This is a genomic window from Corynebacterium sp. HMSC28B08 (assembly GCF_001806865.1).
Lineage (GTDB): Bacteria > Actinomycetota > Actinomycetes > Mycobacteriales > Mycobacteriaceae > Corynebacterium > Corynebacterium auriscanis.
In genome coordinates, this window is the sequence record NZ_KV786193.1 from 1 (window position 1) to 18668 (window position 18668).

Genomic DNA, 18668 nt, shown 5'->3' on the forward strand with positions numbered 1-18668 from the left:
AGGTATCCTCATCCATGGGTGGGACGTCATCGGGGTTGATGCCGGTGTTATCAGTGTCAGCATCAGCCTCAGACTCAGGGCTATCCTCCGGCATCGGGACAGCAAGTGGGTCAAGGAACTGTAGCAATTGGGTGACCGTGTTATTGACCCATGTGACAGTACGCATGGCTTGGTTGCGCACTGTTGGTTGTAGCAGCCGAACCATGGCGTGATCGATCAATTCATCCTTGGAAGTATCAGCGGCTTCAAGGTGCTCACACAGTTGGTGCACCAACTGAAAATTCAATAGGCCATCCATCGCAATCTCAGACAACCGAGGAAAACGTGGCAAGACCAACCCGACCATCGCGACTTGTTCGGCCTTCCACTCCGTCATACCGGTACGCGCACCAATACGGCTGGCGTGATCCTGAATGCGATCGTTCCACTGTGGCTGAGTCAAGTACGCCATGAACACGTTCAAAGAATTCACCGACTTCGCTGCCAAACTCACAGGATCGTTCGGATCATCAATTCGCCATGATGCATCGGGCGCGCGCCATGGAGGCAACAACCTGGTCAAAATCGGTTCCAACTCGGCTGGAGGCTCGCCCCATTTCTCCTCCGGGCTTGAGGTTGCAGGTGTGGTCTCGCTGGGCAGAATTGGTTGGCTGGGCAGATGTGGTTGGCTAGGTTGGGCTGGCTGGTTAGGTTGGTCGCTAGATCTATTGTCTGCCGTCGGTGCGGTCATCGTTTTCCCCTAAATCCCTTAAAACTCTTAACCCAATCCTAGAACACCCTTTCTAACGCCGTCAATACCCCACCAGGTTTCAAACTCTAAAAAGTGCCACTTCGGAACAGTTCACCTTCTTCCTCGCAGGTAAAATGCATTTTTCACCGAAAGCCCTGAAGATACTCCCCTAACCCCTTCCATCCGCTCTCCAGATATACGAACATATGAACTAAAATCTTATGAGCGCGCCCGCCGCCCACAGCTCGAGCCAATAAACCCACGCGGGCGAGGGCGGCGAGGGGGCGTCGAATAAAAAAGAACCGCACCCCCCGGCCCCAGCAAACGGGACGCGGCGAAAGTGCGGAATAAAGAGAAGCAGAAGCCTGCAGATTACTCTGCGGAAGCCTCGGCCTCCTCGGAAGACTCAGCAGCCTCTGCGGAATCGGAAGACTCAGCAGCCTCGGCCTCCTTAGCAGCAGCCTCCTCGGCAGCCTTGGCCTCCTCAGCGGCCTTAGCCTCGGCCTCTTCCTTAGCCTTACGCTTCTTCTCGGTGATAGCCTCAGCGGTTGGGCCGTCGGCAGCCTCGGCCAGAGCCTCGTTGAATAGATCCAACTTGGACTTCTTCTCTGGCTGAGCCTTCAGGGTGCCCTCGGCGCCCTCAATGCCCTTGAACTTCTGCCAGTCGCCGGTCACCTTCAGCAGAGCGAGAACTGGCTCGGTTGGCTGAGCACCAACACCCAACCAGTACTGTGCGCGCTCAGAATCGATGCGAATGACAGATGGTTCGTAAGCTGGCTGGTAGATGCCGAGATTCTCGATAACCTTGCCGGAACGGCGGGTACGGGCATCGGCAACAACAACACGGTACTCAGGGGTACGGATCTTACCCATACGCTGCAGCTTGATCTTTACGGCCATGATTGGCTCCTTCACTTGGTCACTGGGCAGTTCAGACACCCGCGCCCTGTTGCACGGACCGGTTCAACCCTTGATGTTTTACCTGCGCGTGACCACCGGCCGACCGGAGTCGGATGCGGTGTTACGCAGACAACCTCACATAGCTTACTGGAGCCGATACGTAGAACAAAGTCGCGTGCGCCACCCTGCCTACGCAGCCTCCTATGTACCCTCAAGGTCATGACCCCAACCACCGAACCCTTCCCCACCGCGCTACCGGAACTAACGCAGGCATGGCGTTCTGCTTCTTTTCCCGACGCCACGCTGGCCATCGCCAACGACGACCTCTGGACTCTCGTATCGCAACGGGATTGGGACTTCGCAGGCGGCATGGAGGGGTGGGCCACCGCCTACTCGGGCCACCAATTTGGGCACTTCAATCCCGTCCTCGGCGACGGGCGCGCGCTACTGCTTGGGGAAACCGCTGATGGGCGCGAGGTGCAGTTGAAGGGGTCGGGACCCACTCCCTTCTCGCGTGGCGGTGACGGGTTAGGCACCCTGGGGTCCATGGTGCGCGAATACGTCGTCAGCGAGGTCATGCACGCCGCCGGCATTCCGACCACCCGCATCGCCGCCGTGTTTCGCACAGGAGAGGAGATTGCCCGTAACGGACGACGCGAACCGGGTGGCATTGCGGTGCGGGTCGCGACGTCCCACATCCGCGTAGGAACATTTCAATTCGCCCGACTGCTGGACGAGCACCGGGACGAGCATGCGGTTCTGCCCGCACTGGCCCAGTACACCCTTCAGCGAATCGTGGGCGAGCCCGGCGGGCGCGACGCGGAAATTCTGCGCCACGCAGTACAGACGCAAGCCGCGCTGATAGCCAAATGGATGCGGGTGGGGTTCGTCCACGGAGTGATGAACACCGACAACATGTCGTTAGCCGGTGAAACCATCGACTACGGCCCCTGCGCATTCGTGGATACCTTCGACCCCACCGCCAAGTTCAGCAGCATCGATGCCGCCGGGCGATATGCCTTCGGTCAGCAACCTTCCATCGCGATGTGGAACCTGGCGCGGTTGGCCGAAGCGCTATGCGGAACCAGCTTGGACGTGGAAGTGGATGAAGCTAACGCAATCCTGCAGACTTTCCCGGATCTCTACCACGACGCACTCGCTCAGGAATTCGGCGGATCCTTGCCACCAGACGGCGTGGATCTGCGCCGCTGGTGGAAGGAAAACGCAGCAGAGCGCAGTACCGAGGACGCACCATGTAACCCACCCCGGATCCCGCGGAACTACGAGATTGAAAACGCGGTCGAGGCTGCCACTCGTGGGGATGTGAACGTGGCTACGGAGCTTGTGGCGTCGGTAAAAGAAAAGAGGACAAACGACCAGAAGTGGCAAGACCCCGGCCCTCCGGAAGAAGGAACGGGGCCGTATGTCACCTACTGCGGGACCTGACGTAGGGGTGCCGGGCTAGGGTTACTTGCCCTTAGGGAACTTCATCTTGGACAAATCGATATTCTCGAAGCCCGGTGGTAGCTGCTCTTGCATCTTTTCAAGCTCTGCCATGGAGGGCATTCCGCCACCCATCCCTGGCATCCCGGGCATTCCTGGCATCCCGGGCATTCCGCCCATTCCTGGACGCCGGTTGTTGCGTGGTTTGCCCTTCTTGCCCTTTTTACCCTTGCGGTGATTCTTGACCTTCTTGGTGGCCGAGCGCCCGCCCATGCCGAACTGCCCGGCCATCTGGCCCATCATCTTCTTCGCGTCAAAGAAACGTTCCACCAGCTGGTTGACCTCGGCGACACTGACGCCCGAACCGTTGGCGATACGCTTGCGGCGCGAGGCATTAAGGATTTTGGGGTCATTGCGCTCGGCGGGGGTCATACCACGGATGATGGCCTGAATACGATCAAGCTGCTTTTCATCGACCATGTCCGCCATCTGGGACATTTGCGAGCCACCGGGCAGCATCTTGAGAATATTCCCCAAAGGCCCCATCTTGCGGATCATCATCATCTGCTCGAGGAAATCCTCGAGAGTCAGTTCACCCGAGGCCATACGCTCGGCAGACGTCATGGCCTTTTCCTGGTCCATGACCTGCTCGGCTTGCTCAATCAAGGTGAGCACATCGCCCATGCCGAGGATGCGGTTGGCCATACGGTCGGGATGGAAGATGTCGAAGTCTTCCAGCTTCTCGCCCGTAGAGGCGTACAGGATAGGCTTGCCCGTGACCTCACGGATGGACAGCGCCGCACCACCGCGGGCATCGCCGTCGAGCTTGGTGAGGACAACACCCGTGAAATCCACGCCGTCGCGGAACGCTTCGGCTGTGGTGACGGCATCTTGGCCGATCATGGCATCGATAACGAAGAGCACTTCGTCCGGTTCGACAGCATCGCGGATGTCGCGGGCCTGCTTCATCAGGACCTCGTCGATGCCCAAGCGGCCTGCGGTATCGATGATGACAATATCGTGATGCGTACGATAGGCCTCTTCCACACCGCGCTGCGCGACTTCAATGGGATCACCGTGACTGGTGCCCATTTCATGATCGTGGGAATCGAGGCTAGTACCGGGGTTTGGCGCAAACACCGGCACGCCTGCGCGCTCACCGACGATCTGCAGCTGCTGCACCGCGCCAGGGCGCTGCAGGTCACAGGCCACGAGCATAGGGGTGTGCCCTTGCTTGGCCAAGTGCGTGGAGAGCTTTCCGGCCAAGGTTGTCTTACCCGCACCCTGCAGGCCGGCGAGCATGATGATCGTCGGAGGATGCTTGGCGAGGTTCAGCCGGCGGGTCTCACCACCAAGGATGTTCTGCAGCTCCTCGTTGACGATCTTGATAACCTGCTGCGCCGGGTTGAGCGCCTCCGACACAGCTGCGCCGCGGGCGCGCTCCTTGATGCGGTTGATGAACCCGCGCACGACCGGGAGGGAGACGTCGGCTTCCAATAACGCAAGACGGATCTCGCGAGCGGTAGCGTTGATGTCCTCTTCGGTCAGGCGGCCCTTACCGCGCAGACCTTTGAGGGCACCAGTAAGGCGATCAGAAAGCGACTCAAACACGCTAGTCGTTGCTCCCTTAGGTTGTCGTGGGTGGTCAAGAAAATGAATCTCTCCCACTTTAGCGCGGTGGGTCGACTTTTCCTCAACCACGGTGGCCTAGCGGCCTGAGTAATACAGCCTAGCGGGTTGAGTAGTACAGCCTAGTGGGTTGATTCATCCTCCAGCATCGAGTGCTTCGTATCCGGCTCAGTGAATTCGTAGTGATAGGCCGTCTCTCCGTGGTGACTGGTATCGATGCCCAAGTCCTCCTCCGCGCGCGTAATCCTCCAACCCAACGTGAACTTCAGCAGCAGGCCAATGGCGGTGGTTACCAGCGCGCAGTACAGTGCAGCCACCGCCGTAATTCCGATTTGTACAGCCACCAGCTTCAGGCCATCCATGCCGCCGCCCGTGAACAACCCACGTTCCCGGGCGAATAAACCGCAGGCGATCGTTCCCCAGACTCCCGCCACAAGGTGCAACCCCACAACATCCAGGGAATCGTCGAACTTGAATCGGAACTTCAACCCCACGCCCACGGCAGCAAGACAACCGCCCACGAAACCGACGATCAGGGACGCCATCGGCGTGAAATCCCCGGCGGCCGGTGTGATAGTCACCAGACCCGCAACCACGCCGGAGGCAACACCCAGCGAAGTCACACGGCCATCGCGCATGCGCTCCACGAGGATCCAGCCCAACATTCCCGTGCACGTAGCGGCGGTGGTGTTGATCCACGCCAGTGCCGCCAGCCCATCGGCGGCGAAGGCCGAACCGCCATTGAACCCGAACCAACCGAACCACAGCAGGGCCGCTCCCAGCATCACCAAAGGCATATTGTGCGGACGGTCCGGAGTCTTCATGAACGTGGCTGACTTACCGATAATCAGCGCGAGTACCAACCCCGCAACTCCCGCATTGATATGGACCACCGTGCCACCGGCAAAATCAATGGGAGCAATTGCGGCGACCGTCTCGCCATTTTCGGTAACCGTGCCAAAAACCTTAGCGGCCAACCCTTCTGCGGAGTGGCTCAGTAGGCCCCCGCCCCACACCATGTGCGCCATGGGGAAGTACGCGAATGTCACCCACAGCGCGCTAAATACAAGCCACGTACGAATTTTGACTCGGTTCGCCAGCGAACCCGAAATGATAGCGACGGCGATCATGGCGAATGTGACTTGGAAACAAATATCGATGACATTCGCATAACCATTCGCACCCGCAACGTAATTGTTGTCCACGGTGAGAATCGAATCGCGCAACCCAAAGAATTCCAAGGGGTTCGACAGGATCCCGGCGAGAGACTGGCTTCCGTAGGACATGGACCATCCCCACAGGATGTAGCACACCCCCACGACCGCCATCGATGCGAAAGACATCAGCATCATATTGATCGCGGATTTTTGTCTGGACATTCCGCCATAAAACAGCGCAAGCGCCGGTGTCATTAGCAACACCAGCGCGGCACTCATCAACATCCATGCAGAATTACCACTGGCCGCGGACAGTTGTTCGGTAGTCATCTTCTCTCCTTATACGTCGAAGTGCCTTTTTATTCGACGCCCCCAATTGTCATCGCTAGTTGTTTCACAATTGGTTAAAGAGAGTTTCACTTATGTGAACATTCCCAATGTCCGTGTTTCAATTGTGTTTCCGGACGAGGAAACGACGGTGGATTAGCCCAACAGGGCGTCCACAAAGCTCTCAACCTCAAACGGTGCCAGGTGATCTGCACCTTCACCCAGCCCGACGAGCTTCACGGGCACCCCGAGTTCTTCCTGCACCTGGAAGACGATGCCACCCTTGGCGGTACCGTCGAGCTTGGTGAGGACGACACCCGTGATGTCCACGACCTCGCGGAACACGCGGGCCTGCATCAGACCGTTTTGGCCGACCGTGGCGTCGAGAACCAGAAGGACCTCGTCCACCTTGGCCTTTTTCTCTACAACGCGCTTGACCTTACCGAGCTGATCCATCAGGCCAACAGAGGTGTGCAGACGGCCCGCGGTATCGATGACGACGACGTCCACACCCTCGTCGGTTCCCTGCGCCACGGCATCGAAGGCGACTGACGCAGGATCCGCACCTTCCTTGCCACGCACGGTTTTAGCACCAACGCGGCGGCCCCACGTTTCCAACTGGTCAGCGGCAGCGGCACGGAAAGTATCCGCGGCGCCCAGTAGCACCTTGTGGCCCATGCCTACGAGAACGCGGGAGAGCTTGCCCGTAGTCGTAGTCTTGCCCGTGCCATTGACACCCACGACCATGATCACCGCCGGCTTGCCTTCATAGGGCATGGCCTTGATGGAACGGTCTAGCTCGGGCTTGCAGGCATCGATGAGCGCGGCACGGAGCATGGCGCGGGCTTCCGCTTCGCTGGAAACGCCGTTGACGGCGATGCGCTCGCGGAGGTCCTCGACGACCGCAAGCGTTGTCTTGGTGCCGAGGTCCGCCATCAGGAGGGTATCTTCGATTTCCTCCCACGCGTCCTCATCGAGATCGCCCGCAGAGAGGATGCCCAGCACGCCGCGGCCGATGACGTTCTGAGATTTGGACATACGTCCACGGAGTTTCCCCAGGCGGCCCTGAACAGGTGCGATGTCCTCAGTTTGGGTGGGTGCGGGGGATGGCTCTGCTGGCTCAGCGGGTTTGGGCTGGACTGGCTCTGCTGGCTCTGCTGGTTTTGCTGGTTCAGCGGGTTTGGGCTCGGGCTGGGCTGGCTCTGCTGGCTCAGCGGGTTTGGCTGGCTCGGCTGGCTCAGCCTCCGGCTTGGGCTGGGCTGGCTCAACGGGTTTGGCTGGCTCTGCTGGCTCGGCTGGATTTGCTGGCTCAGCGGGTTTGGGCTTGGGCTGGGCCGACTCTGCTGGTTTGGGCTCGGGCGCAGGCGCGGGCGTTGGTTTAGGCTCGGCTGGCTCAGCAACCTTCGTAGCGGCTCCAGCCCCGCCCCCCGCGGTGAAGTTGAAGCCACCCTGCGCTTGGTAATTGCCGCTATCGGGTTTCTTCTGTTCGATCTGCTCCTTCTTCTCGAAAGAGACCTGTTTGGCCTTATTACGCTTCAGACCAATGGCAATAATGATCGCCGCAATGACGATCAACGCCACTACGCCGATAATGATCCACACAAGAGTTGAACTGTACATGCCTACCAGTGTTTCAGAACTTATGTGAATGCGCTGCAAACAGTCCGACGACCGGGGGTCCTACTCCTTAACCCGGGGGCCAAAGATACCCAACACCATGGCATCAGCCGAGACGATATCGCCAGTGACAAGATCCGGAACCAATCGAGCCATATCCGCCCACCCGGCATACGCCTGTGGCAACTGCCCCAGCGAGGACAAGTGGCCGTGCGCATGCATGCGAGTAGCCAACGCGAAAATCATACTGACCACCGGTGCCAGCGCCCACCGGTTGGCCGGCGTATCGGTATCCACGCCCGACAGTCGATCAAAACGCACACGCGCAGACAAGTACAGCTGGCGGTTCGCCGACTTCACCCGGCGCAACACCGCCACCGCTGTCTTCATCAGCTGCGGGTCACCCAGCAAGTCGGACAGCTCCTGGCGTTTCTTGAACGTATCGAACACCGCGATCAAACGGCTGTTCTCCTCGCTCAACGCTCCCGGTACCACCCCTGCACCGCCGAAGAACATGTCCAGCACCGCCTTCTGCTGCGCTGGATCCATGTGCGCGATCTGCACCGTCGTGTTGTCAATGCAGGCGGTATCTAGTGAAACATCGCGCCCGGTCTCAACCGTCTGCACCAGAGGGGCCCCGGCAACTTCGCCCAATTCCGCACGCAGCTTGCGGGCTTCAGCGGACTCATCGTCAATGCGGGACAGCTCGTCCAAAATCTCCAGCGCCGCAATCCACGGGGTATCGCCGTGGCGTTCAACATCGCCAGTGGCCTGTTCCGCCTCGCCCACAGCACGCGCCATCGGCGTATGCACCAACCCGGACGCAATGAACTGCGCAGGCCGGTCACCGGCCGGAACCAGGGACCGTGACATGGCCCCAATCGATGCGCGTGGATCGTGTGTTAAGGCCTCACGCAGCTTATCCATCACCTCAAAGCGCCCAGCCAGCCAACCCGCCTGTACGTCCCACAACGTCGACAACACGGACGGGTCTGTAGGAATGTCCTCGCGCTCCCCCGCTAGGAAGGCGGAAAGGTGAGCCCAGGGGGAATCGGCGTCGTCCCCGACAAAGTAACCAGGGGCATCCACCTTGACCGACCGTGTCCCGGCGACCACTGGTGGCCGCAGGTGGCTGAAACGATCCTGGTGGAAAAGCTGCACACTCAACGGGCCCGCGTCGGTGAGATCCGCAGGCAGCTGCCCGTCGTAATCCACAAAACGGGCGGATTCCCACGGCGCGGTCAGCGGCCACACCCACGCACCCATGGTTTCCAGCTGGCCGGGGACCTCGCTGTGGATCTTCAGGCGGCCATTTTCAATCTCGACGCCCCACTCCCCATCCGAGACCAAATTCGCCAGGCGAACGCTTACCCGGCGGGCGGCGATGGGATCTACGAATTCGAACTCGATGCTGCCCTGGCTCAGCAGCGCAATACTGCTGGCGATCGTGGAAAGCCCCACGAACCACGTCACGTTATCCACCGTGGTCAGCGCTAGCGTACGCACGGGGTTGCCGTGCCGATCGCGGACCACAAAGCGCGGGTCGTCCATGGGCGCGCCCGGGCGCACGCGGAAACGCGAATCGGTGTTCAACCACGCCTTCGCCATGTTGATCGGTTCGGTGCGCCACATGGGGTCCTCCCCGTGCAACGTCAGCTGGTAACGGATCCATGGGGGGCGAACCACGATGGGCAGTGCGTCACCGGCGTCGGTTTCCACTGAGACCAGCGCATAACTGTCTTCCGCAGTGAGTGTGATCGGCTTGACCCGCAGGAACGGTTTCTCACCCGGGCGCAGGCGAACCGTTGCTGGGCTGAGGCCACCGCGCATAGGCAGACGGGTCTGCGAGCTGGGGCCTTCGATCTCCACTTCCACGGACATGCCCTCCACCAGCGCATATTCGTGGCGGAACGACTCGTTACGCGGCCCGCGCAAGCGCACGAGGTATTCACCCGCCCACGGGGAATCGTAGGCCTCGGGGTCGAATACATCGAATGCTCCACCCTCGGCGGGAACCTCGAGAGGCTGTTCTTCGGAGACCTCCTCGCCGATCTCACCCGGCCCCGCGTACGCGGATACGGACAAGTACCACTCTTCGGTCGCACCCGAAATAGTCGGCGGGAACTCCACCATCAGAGACTCAGAGTGGATGGCCTTACCCGCAAGCGTGCGCACCGCGGGCAGTGGCTCGTCGGGTTCGATGAACCGCACGCGCTGGCGGGGGTCAATCGCGCGCACGCCCAGCATCGACGGCTGCGGCTCGCCCGGGCGCTCTACGTGCAACGCCAGCGATTCGGATAGGTCCAATTGACGGATAACCCAGCCGTCCCACGTTTTCATGCCGTGCTCTGCCAGAACCGGAACAATCTGGTCACGCACAGGATCCTTGGCCACCGAGTCCTGCGGGCACACCACGAAAACCTCGCTGTGGTGCAAACACACGTGGTCGGTGACGTCGTGGCCGCGGACGGTAAACAGCAGCACCGGGTCGGTAGCCGAGTTCACCATCGGCAAATGCCAGTGGTGGTCGCTGTACTTGTTGCGCACCCGCACCTCGCGCAGTGGGTGGCGCACCGGTACATCTACGATTTCGGATTCCACGCGGGCCGGGTTGTCGCTGCGCATCGCGCGGAACGCCCCCGGCCTGCCATCGAAATCCACGCGCCAGCGCGTTTCCGCACCGTCTTCCTCCCCCAATGGCTGGGCCGGCAAGCGCAGCAGCACGCGTTGGCGTTCTACATCCAAGTGGAACCGCGGTTGGTCTTCTTTCCGAGCGACGCCCACGCTATGCCGCCGCTCAAGGGTCCCGGCAGGTCGTTCGCGCAATTCCTCTACGACGTCCTCACGGATCAGCGCAGGGAACCTCTCTGTACCCTCGACTTCCCCAGCCAACAGCGCATACTCCCAGCCTTCGGAATTATCCGCCGCATAACGAACCGTCGCCACGACCGGGCGCAACAAGGTGGCAGCCGTTTCGGGCAACGTGGCACACAAGGGCCCCACCTGGCGGGGCTGTTCTGCCAGGATCGCAACCAGTGCCTGAGCTTCCGCCGCGAGCTCCCCCTGGGCGGACCCGTCGAGGCGTCGAGAATCAATCAGCTCAATGAGCTCGGGCACCCAGTCAGTAGCCACACCCACGTGGGCGAACAATCGACCAAGTTCGCCGTCCGGACCGCCCGTGACTTCATCGAACGTGTTCAACCCCGCGGCCGCGAGGATGTCCCGGTAACGGCCGTCGATGAGCTTGCGGCGCGCGGGTGTGGGTTCCAGGCCCAAACCGGACCAGTACTCCGAGGACAGCTCACCCACTTGGTGAAACCGCGCCGCGCGCGAAAGCAAGGTGGCCGCGGTGAGTGCCGGGCAGGCCTCCAGCAGTGCGCTTTCCGAGGAACCAGCCTCGACTTGTCGTGATATGAATGTGCCGAAGAAGCGGGTCATCCGCTCCAATTCGTCACCGTTGATGTCCAACTCCACGAACAGCTGGGTCTCAGCAAATTCGGATTCCAAACGGGCCTCAGTAGTCGAGGCCCATGGAAGAAGAGTGTCCTGCAGGTCTGCAATCGGGCTGTAAGTCACGCGACCATTCTAACCACGCCCGCCGACACTCCAGCCACGAGGTGCCCCCGGGTTTAAGAGCTGGTCGCGGGCGACATTCGCTGGGAAATGACGCGCGTCACACCGTCGCCGCGCATGGTCACACCATACAAAACGTTCGCCACATCCATGGTTGGTTTTTGGTGGGTGATGACGATCAACTGCGAATCATTCCGCAGCTCTTCAAACAGTGCAATAAGGCGGCGCAGGTTCACATCGTCCAGTGCCGCTTCCACCTCGTCCATGACATAGAACGGGCTAGGGCGAGCCCGGAAGATCGCCACCAGCATGGCCAGCGCCGTCAGCGATTTCTCACCGCCCGATAGCAGTGACAGCCGCTTGACCTTCTTACCCGGTGGTCGCGCTTCCACCTCAATGCCCGTGGTCAGCATGTCCTCCGGATCTGTCAGAACCAAACGGCCCGCACCACCTGGGAACAGCGTGGCGAACACTCGGGGGAACTCTGCTTCCACGTCCTGCCACGCATCGGTGAACAGGGCGAGGATCGTATCGTCGACTTCTTGGATAACGCTATGCAGATCCCGTCGCGCCTGTTCCACGTCCTCCAACTGTTGCGCCAAGAAATTGTAGCGCTCCTCCAGAGCTTTGAATTCCTCCAAGGCGAGAGGGTTCACTTTGCCCAGCGAGTTCAGGGACTTCTCCGCCTTCTTCAGCTCGCTGCGGGTAGCGGTGGGATCAAAGTCGTCCGGCAATTCTTCCGCCAGCAGCTGTTCGGCTGTGAGCCCCAGCTGCTCCAGCGCGGATTGCACCGCCTGCTCGATCTTCACCTGGGCTTGGGCACGGGCCACCTCCGCGGAGTGCGCGTTATCCGTCAACCGGCCTAACTGCGCAGACAAGGCTGAGACCTTGTCCTTTTGCTGGCTCATAGTGGATTGCCACTGCTTATAGGACTGCTCGGTTACCGTGCGGTTATCATCGGCGCGCTCTAGCGCTTCGGCAATACGCTGGCCCACCCGCGAAGCCTGTTCCTGCACCGCCTGAGCCATTACCCGGGCCGCTTGGCGCGCAGCCTGCGCCTTCTCGTGCTGGGCCCGTGCTTGTTCTTCATGGCGAGCTTGGCGGCGCAGGGCCTCCGCCTTCCCCCGTGCCGATTCCGCGCGCTCTTGAGCTGACCGCAGCGCCAGCTTGGCCTCCATCTCCATGGCACGAACTTGCTGCAATTGGCTGGCTGCCGCATCGCGACCGGCAGTGGAGGGCTCTTGCTCGTGATCCTCATTGTCCACCCGGCTCACACGATCGGCCAGTTCCTCAACCTGAGCCTCAACTTCCTTTTGGCGTTGTTCCGCCTGATCGCGGTTGGCCACAGCGCGCTCCAGTTGGTTACGCGCGGCATCGAAGGATTTTTGCGTGGCCGCCACCCGTTGCTCGGCTGCGCGCCTGCCGGCCCTGTATTCCTGATCCGCCGCACGCGCAGTCGCCGCCGCTGTTCGCATGTCACTGGCGGTTTCCAGTGCTCCATCGAGAGCTGCCTGCTGGTCCGCCAGTTGCTTCTTTTTCTTTTCGACGCCCTGCTTTTCCGCAGCCACCTTCTCTGCTAACTCCACGGGTGTGGATCCGCCATGGCCGCTGGCAGCCCAACCGGCACCGAAAACTTGGCCGGTCGGGGTCACCGCGCGCAGGCGGGGATCCTCCGCAACCACACGGCGCGCGTCCGCCGCAGAGTCCACTGCCACCACGTCGACGAGCAAAGAGTTAATTGGGCCTTGTGCGACCTCGGAGCATTCCACGTGGTCGAGCAACCACGTTCCCACTAACGGTGAAGTATCCAACCGCCATGGTTTGGTGGATTGCGGCTGCAGCACAACCGCCCGCCCCTGGGCAGCATCGTGGAGCGCGGTCAGCAGGGCGTCGGCCGAAGAATCATCAGTGGAATCGATGACCAAGCCAGCAACGGCGGCCTCCCCCAATACGGCGGACAGTGCTACGGACCAACCGTCAGTGGTTGTGATGTGCTCCGTGAGCGCGGTGATATCCACGCCTTCAGCCTCCGCGGCACGCACGGCAACGGCAGCGCCATCGGACGGTCGCAGGCGCTCCTCCCACGCGGCGATAGTGGCCTCCGCCGTGGCGATCGCGCGTTCGGTGGCAAGTTGAGCGGCGCGCAACTCCTCGGCGCGAGTTTCGGCGTCGTAGACTTCCTTTTCCGCGCGTTCGGTGCGCTCGGCCAGCCCGGCACCGCTGGATTCGACCGTCTTGAGCTCATCGGTGGCTTCCGCTAGTTCCTCGGCCACAGCGTCCAGGGCTTCCTGCAAATGCTCCACAGCCTCACCCGCCCGCTGTGCTTCAGCGGTCACGGATTCCAGCTGCTTGGTGGCCGATTCGTGGCTGGCCAGCAGGCGGACCACGCCTTCGCGGCGATCTGCGATGGCCCGCACTTGGGCGAAGTGTTCCTTTTCCGCGATACGCGCGGCTTCTTCCTTCTCCGCGACTTCCTCGGCGATGGACTCTAGGCGCTCCGCGGCCATTTCGACGGCTTCGTCGAGGTCGAATTGTTCTTCCTCGGCTTGCTCGGCCCGCAGCAACAGCTGCTCGGGATCCGGGCCGGACCAAGAGACGACGTTGTGCTGCTGGGCACGGTCCGCGGCGATGCGCAAGGTAGCGGAGTTCTTCTCGGCCACTGCGGACAACCGGTACCACAGGTGCTTGGCCGCTTCGGCCTGCTCCAGGGCAGTGCGCAGTTCCTCTTCGGTCGTCGTGAGCGTGGCCGAATGGGTTTCTAGAGCGTCCTGAATCTCCTCCACCTGCTCGGCGGCCAATTCCGCGCGGGTGGAGGCCTCCGCGAGCTCCGCGGACAGGGTTTTCACTTGGTGCGCCGCTAGTTGCACCTTCGTTTCACGGATCGTGGCCTGCACCGTGGAGGCCTTCTGCGCAGCATCCGCTTGCCGTGCGAGTGGGCCCAGCTGCTTGTGCAACTCGTCGGTGAGGTCGTGCAGGCGGTCCAGATTAGCCTGCATATTCACCAGTTTGCGCTGGGCTTTTTCCTTTCGACGCCGGTGTTTCAGCACCCCCGCTGCTTCCTCAATGAACGCGCGGCGCTCTTCAGGCCGGGATTCCAAGATCTGCGACAGGCGCCCCTGCCCCACGATGACGTGCATTTCGCGGCCGATGCCCGAGTCGCTGAGCAGCTCCTGGATATCCATAAGGCGGGCTTTGGAGCCGTTGATTTCATATTCGCTGGCGCCGTCGCGGAACATTCGTCGCGTGACGGAGACTTCCGTGTACTCAATGGGCAGCGCGCCATCGGAATTGTCGATGGTCAGCGTGACTTCGGCGCGCCCCAGGGGCTTGCGGTCGCCTGCGCCGGCGAAAATGACGTCTTCCATCTTCCCGCCACGCAGGGTTTTGGCGCTATGTTCGCCCATCACCCACGCCAAGGCATCGACCACGTTTGATTTACCGGAGCCGTTAGGGCCAACCACGGCGCAAATGCCCGGCTCCAGTTTTAGGGTCGTCGAAGACGCGAAGGACTTAAAGCCTTTGAGGGTCAACGACTTGAGATACATCGTGGCGATTTTAGCACTGCATCTACGCCGGGCTGTGCGGTGCTGTGCGGTGCGGTGTGGTGTGGTGCGGTGTGGTGCTGGCCTAGCTGACGGCGGTATCCGCTTGCCGGTGCTGGTCGGTGCGCTGCAGCTCCGGCGCGTCTCCATCCCAGCACTCGATGTTCTTCACACCCGGCAAGTCTTCCCTGTGGAAGATCGGATCCAAGCCGTGTGCCTTTTGCGCGGAGTAGTTGGCCAGCAGCTTGAAGGCCAAACCACCCAGCGGAACGATCGCAATGAGGTTGATCACCACCATGGTCGCAGCAAACGTATCGGCCAGGGCCCACACCAGCGGAACGGTGCCGATGGCGCCACCGAATACACATAGGACAACCAGCACGCGGAAAACGGTCATCACACTCTTGCTCTGCGTGAAGTACTGCACGTTGGCCTGTGCGAGGTAGTAGTTACCCAAGACGGAAGAAAACGCCAAGAAGAACAAAATGAAGGTGATGAAGTGGGTGCCCCACGCACCAACCTCGGAACTCAATGCGTGCTGGGTGAGGTTAGCGGTCTGCACTCCTTCGCCATAGGCAGGGTTGGATAGCAGGATAATCAGCGCGGTGATCGTACAAACGATCAGAGTGTCAAAATATACGCCCAAGGTTTGGACCAGACCCTGCTTCACGGGGTGGGATACCGCGGCGGTCGCAGCTGCGTTGGGTGCGGAACCTTGGCCAGCCTCGTTGGAGAACAAACCACGGCGCATACCGTTCATGAAAGCCGCGCCCATTGCTGCTCCGGCAACCTCCTTGAATCCCAGCGCATGGCCCACGATAAGGGAAATAATGCCTGGGACTTCCGTGATGTTGATAGCGACGACGAAGATGCCGATCAGCAGGTACGCAACAGCCATGAAGGGCACTATCACCTGGGTGGCCGAAGCGATGCGGTGCACACCGCCGAAGATCACCACGGCGGTGAGGGCGGCCATACACAGGCCCACGATGACCTTTGCGGTCAGCGATTCCAGGCCGAAGGAGGTGTTGATGGCATCCACCACAGAGTTAGTTTGCACGGCGTTGTAGACAAAACCGTAGGTGATCGTGATGGCCACGCCGAAGATGACAGCCAACCAGCGAGCATTCATACCTCGGGTCATGTAATAGGCCGGGCCACCAACGTAGCCACCTTTGCCGTCGCGGGATTTGAACAATTGCGCCAAGGTGGATTCCACGAAGGCCGTGGCGCCACCGACCAGCGCGATCATCCACATCCAGAACACCGCACCGGGGCCACCTAGCGTGATGGCGATGGCCACGCCGACGATGTTGCCGGTACCCACGCGGGAGGCTGCGGAGATGGTGAAGGCCTGGAACGCAGAGATGGACTCCCCGGACTTGCTCTTGGGCTTTTCACCCACCATTTTGAACATGTCCGGCAACAGACGGATCTGCACCAGCAGGGTACGAATACCGAAGTAGGCGCCCGCTAACAGCAGCAGCCATGGAATGACCATCCAGTAGTTGTCGTTAATGACGTTAACGACAAAGTCTTCAATTTGTTGCATGGGGAAAAACTTACAGCACCAGTGCCCTATTCCATAGGCTTTCTACGGGATGGCCGAAATTTACGCATTTTTAATGGCTTGCGCAGCTTGTCGTGCAAACGGTGCCACCCCAGTGATGGTCGCCGCACCCGGTCCCACCCAGTTTCCGTATCCCACGAAAAAGAAACCCTTATGCAATGGGTCTCGCCCACTCAGCACGTGCCGGAATGGGCGCAGCGCCGGCCGGAACCCCGTGCACCAGATGAGGTGATCGGTTGAGAGTTCATTGAGGCTGCTCAACATGGGCGTCGAGTAGAGGTCTCCCGCATCCCGCAAACGCTGCAGGTGCGGCAAAGCCACAATGTCCCCCAGTTGGGAATCCGGCCCCGGATCGGGTTCCCCGCGCTGGATCGCTAGGAGGCGCTCCCGGCTGCGGCGAAACAACACGCGCCCGTCCACATCGTCGGGCATCCAGCGAGGTTCGTGCCTCGTGAACCACGTGACGGGCCCGACGTCGGGATCCGCGACGAGATCCCCGGCAATCTGCGCGCCGGAATTCGCGGCCCCCACCACGGCCACACTCGCACCCCGGAAAGGTACAGGGCCGGGATAGTTCGCCGAATGCCACTGCTGCCCCGCATAGCTGCCCGGTAACGTGGGAATGAAAGGCTGCGACCATGTGCCCGTGGCAGCCACGATGTTGTGTGCATACCAGCGCCGTCCGTCGGAGGCGGTGACGACATAGGTGGGCCGGTCCGAAGTTTCGGCCAGTGTGCCAGCGGGGAGGAACTCGACATCGGTGACTGTCACGCTTCGCTCCACGTTCAATCCGTAGCGCTGTTCGTATTCCGCAAGATAATCGATAACGTGACTCGCCGGCGGAAACCCCGGATACCCCGGCATCGGTTTCCCCGGCAAGTTGGAAGAAGCCGCATTAGAGAACAACGTCATCGTCGGCCACACATGCAGCCACGCACCGCCGGGCTTATCTTGGTCATCGAGGATTAAGTATTCAATCCCGAAGCGCCGCAGATAGTAAGCCGTCGCCAATCCTGACTGGCCCCCACCGATAACGAGGGCGGGGTAAATGTGGGGCGTCGATTCCATACGCGTAACCTTAAGCCGATTCCACACAATGATGAAAGGGATTTTCTTACCGTGTCTTTCCTCGATCGTTTCTTGCCCCTGTGGATCGGTTTGGCCATGGCAGCGGGATTGTTGCTGGGGCGAGCCGTTCCGGGGTTGAGCGAATGGTTGAGTTCCATGGAGGTGGGCAGTATATCGATCCCCATTGCCATTGGTTTGTTGGTGATGATGTACCCGCCACTGGCCAAGGTGCGTTATGACAAGGTCCGTGGGATCGTGGCCGACAAGCGCCTCATGGCGGTCTCACTTGTTTTGAACTGGCTGGTAGGTCCGGCCCTCATGTTCGCTTTGGCATGGATCTTCCTGCCCGATGAGCCCGAGCTGCGCACCGGACTCATTATCGTGGGCCTCGCCCGCTGCATCGCCATGGTGCTCGTGTGGTCCGATCTGGCATGCGCCAACCGAGAGACCACGGCCGTCCTCGTGGCCATTAACTCCGTGTTCCAAGTTCTCATGTTCGGCGTGTTGGGCTGGTTTTACCTGCAGGTTCTGCCCGGTTGGCTGGGGTTGGATACCACGAAAGCGGGTTTCTCCTTCTGGGCCATCGTCACCTCAGTGGTCGTGTTCTTGGGCATCCCTTTGATCGCGGGCGCCCTGTCGCGGATCATTGGAGAACGCACCCGCGGGCGCGATTGGTACGAATCCACCTTCCTGCCTGTGGTTTCCCCGCTGGCTTTGATCGGCTTGCTATACACCATCGTATTGCTGTTCGCCCTGCAAGGCGAGCACATCACCTCCCGCCCCGGCACCGTCGCTCGGTTGGCCCTACCACTGTTGGGGTACTTCGTGGTGATGTTCTTCGTCGGTATCTTTGCCTCCCGGGCTGCCGGTTTAGATTACGAAAGGTCGTCGTCAGTCGCCTTCACTGCCGCGGGCAATAATTTTGAGTTGGCCATCGCGGTGGCCATTGGCACCTTTGGCGTAACCTCGGGACAGGCACTCGCAGGTACGATTGGTCCCCTCATTGAGGTGCCGGTGTTGGTCGCATTGGTTTACGTTGCCCTGTGGTTGCGGCCGCGCCTTTTTAGTTCCGACGCCCCCTCCTCCCCGACTCACAGCAATTAAGGACACTT

At 60.7% G+C, this 18668-nt stretch carries 10 protein-coding genes and 1 pseudogene; 2 read left to right on the plus strand and 9 right to left on the minus strand.

Annotated elements, in window-relative coordinates; all coding sequences use genetic code 11:
- A pseudogene (locus tag HMPREF3098_RS10350) lies at positions 1–730 on the minus strand (hypothetical protein); the annotation flags it as partial.
- Between the two features lie 372 nt (positions 731–1102).
- Positions 1103–1630: a 30S ribosomal protein S16 gene (gene rpsP / locus HMPREF3098_RS10355; protein WP_035115047.1), complete on the minus strand. Its 528-nt coding sequence runs from the start codon at positions 1628–1630 to the stop codon at positions 1103–1105.
- 219 nt (positions 1631–1849) lie between these two features.
- Between rpsP and HMPREF3098_RS10360 the strand changes: the two genes are divergently transcribed.
- A complete protein-coding gene (locus tag HMPREF3098_RS10360) occupies positions 1850–3076 on the plus strand; it encodes a protein adenylyltransferase SelO family protein (protein ID WP_070435077.1) in 1227 nt (408 codons plus the stop codon).
- A 21-nt stretch (positions 3077–3097) separates the two neighbouring features.
- Here HMPREF3098_RS10360 and ffh read toward each other — a convergent pair whose 3' ends face one another.
- From ffh to HMPREF3098_RS10395, 7 genes are all read right to left on the minus strand, one after another.
- Positions 3098–4684 carry a signal recognition particle protein gene (gene ffh, locus HMPREF3098_RS10365; protein WP_070435078.1) on the minus strand — a complete coding sequence of 529 codons (1587 nt, stop codon included), beginning with the start codon at positions 4682–4684 and terminating at the stop codon, positions 3098–3100.
- 140 nt (positions 4685–4824) lie between these two features.
- Entirely contained in the window at positions 4825–6189 is a 1365-nt protein-coding gene (locus HMPREF3098_RS10370; RefSeq protein WP_070435079.1) for an ammonium transporter, read from the minus strand.
- A gap of 153 nt (positions 6190–6342) precedes the next feature.
- Entirely contained in the window at positions 6343–7806 is a 1464-nt protein-coding gene (gene ftsY, locus HMPREF3098_RS10375) for a signal recognition particle-docking protein FtsY (RefSeq protein WP_070435080.1), read from the minus strand.
- Positions 7807–7866: 60 nt separating this feature from the next.
- Complete coding sequence (locus HMPREF3098_RS10380; protein WP_070435081.1) at positions 7867–11379, minus strand: hypothetical protein; 3513 nt, start codon at positions 11377–11379, stop codon at positions 7867–7869.
- 53 nt (positions 11380–11432) lie between these two features.
- Positions 11433–14921 carry a chromosome segregation protein SMC gene (gene smc, locus HMPREF3098_RS10385; RefSeq protein ID WP_070435082.1) on the minus strand — a complete coding sequence of 1163 codons (3489 nt, stop codon included), beginning with the start codon at positions 14919–14921 and terminating at the stop codon, positions 11433–11435.
- An 82-nt stretch (positions 14922–15003) separates the two neighbouring features.
- Positions 15004–16470 carry an alanine/glycine:cation symporter family protein gene (locus HMPREF3098_RS10390; protein WP_070435083.1) on the minus strand — a complete coding sequence of 489 codons (1467 nt, stop codon included), beginning with the start codon at positions 16468–16470 and terminating at the stop codon, positions 15004–15006.
- A 60-nt stretch (positions 16471–16530) separates the two neighbouring features.
- Positions 16531–17556, minus strand: a complete 1026-nt coding sequence (locus HMPREF3098_RS10395) for an NAD(P)-binding domain-containing protein (RefSeq protein ID WP_070435084.1) — start codon at positions 17554–17556, stop codon at positions 16531–16533.
- 51 nt (positions 17557–17607) lie between these two features.
- On the opposite strand from HMPREF3098_RS10395, the gene arsB reads away from it, so the two are divergent.
- Positions 17608–18660, plus strand: a complete 1053-nt coding sequence (gene arsB / locus HMPREF3098_RS10400; protein ID WP_035115034.1) for an ACR3 family arsenite efflux transporter — start codon at positions 17608–17610, stop codon at positions 18658–18660.
- The last annotated feature ends 8 nt before the right edge of the window (positions 18661–18668 follow it).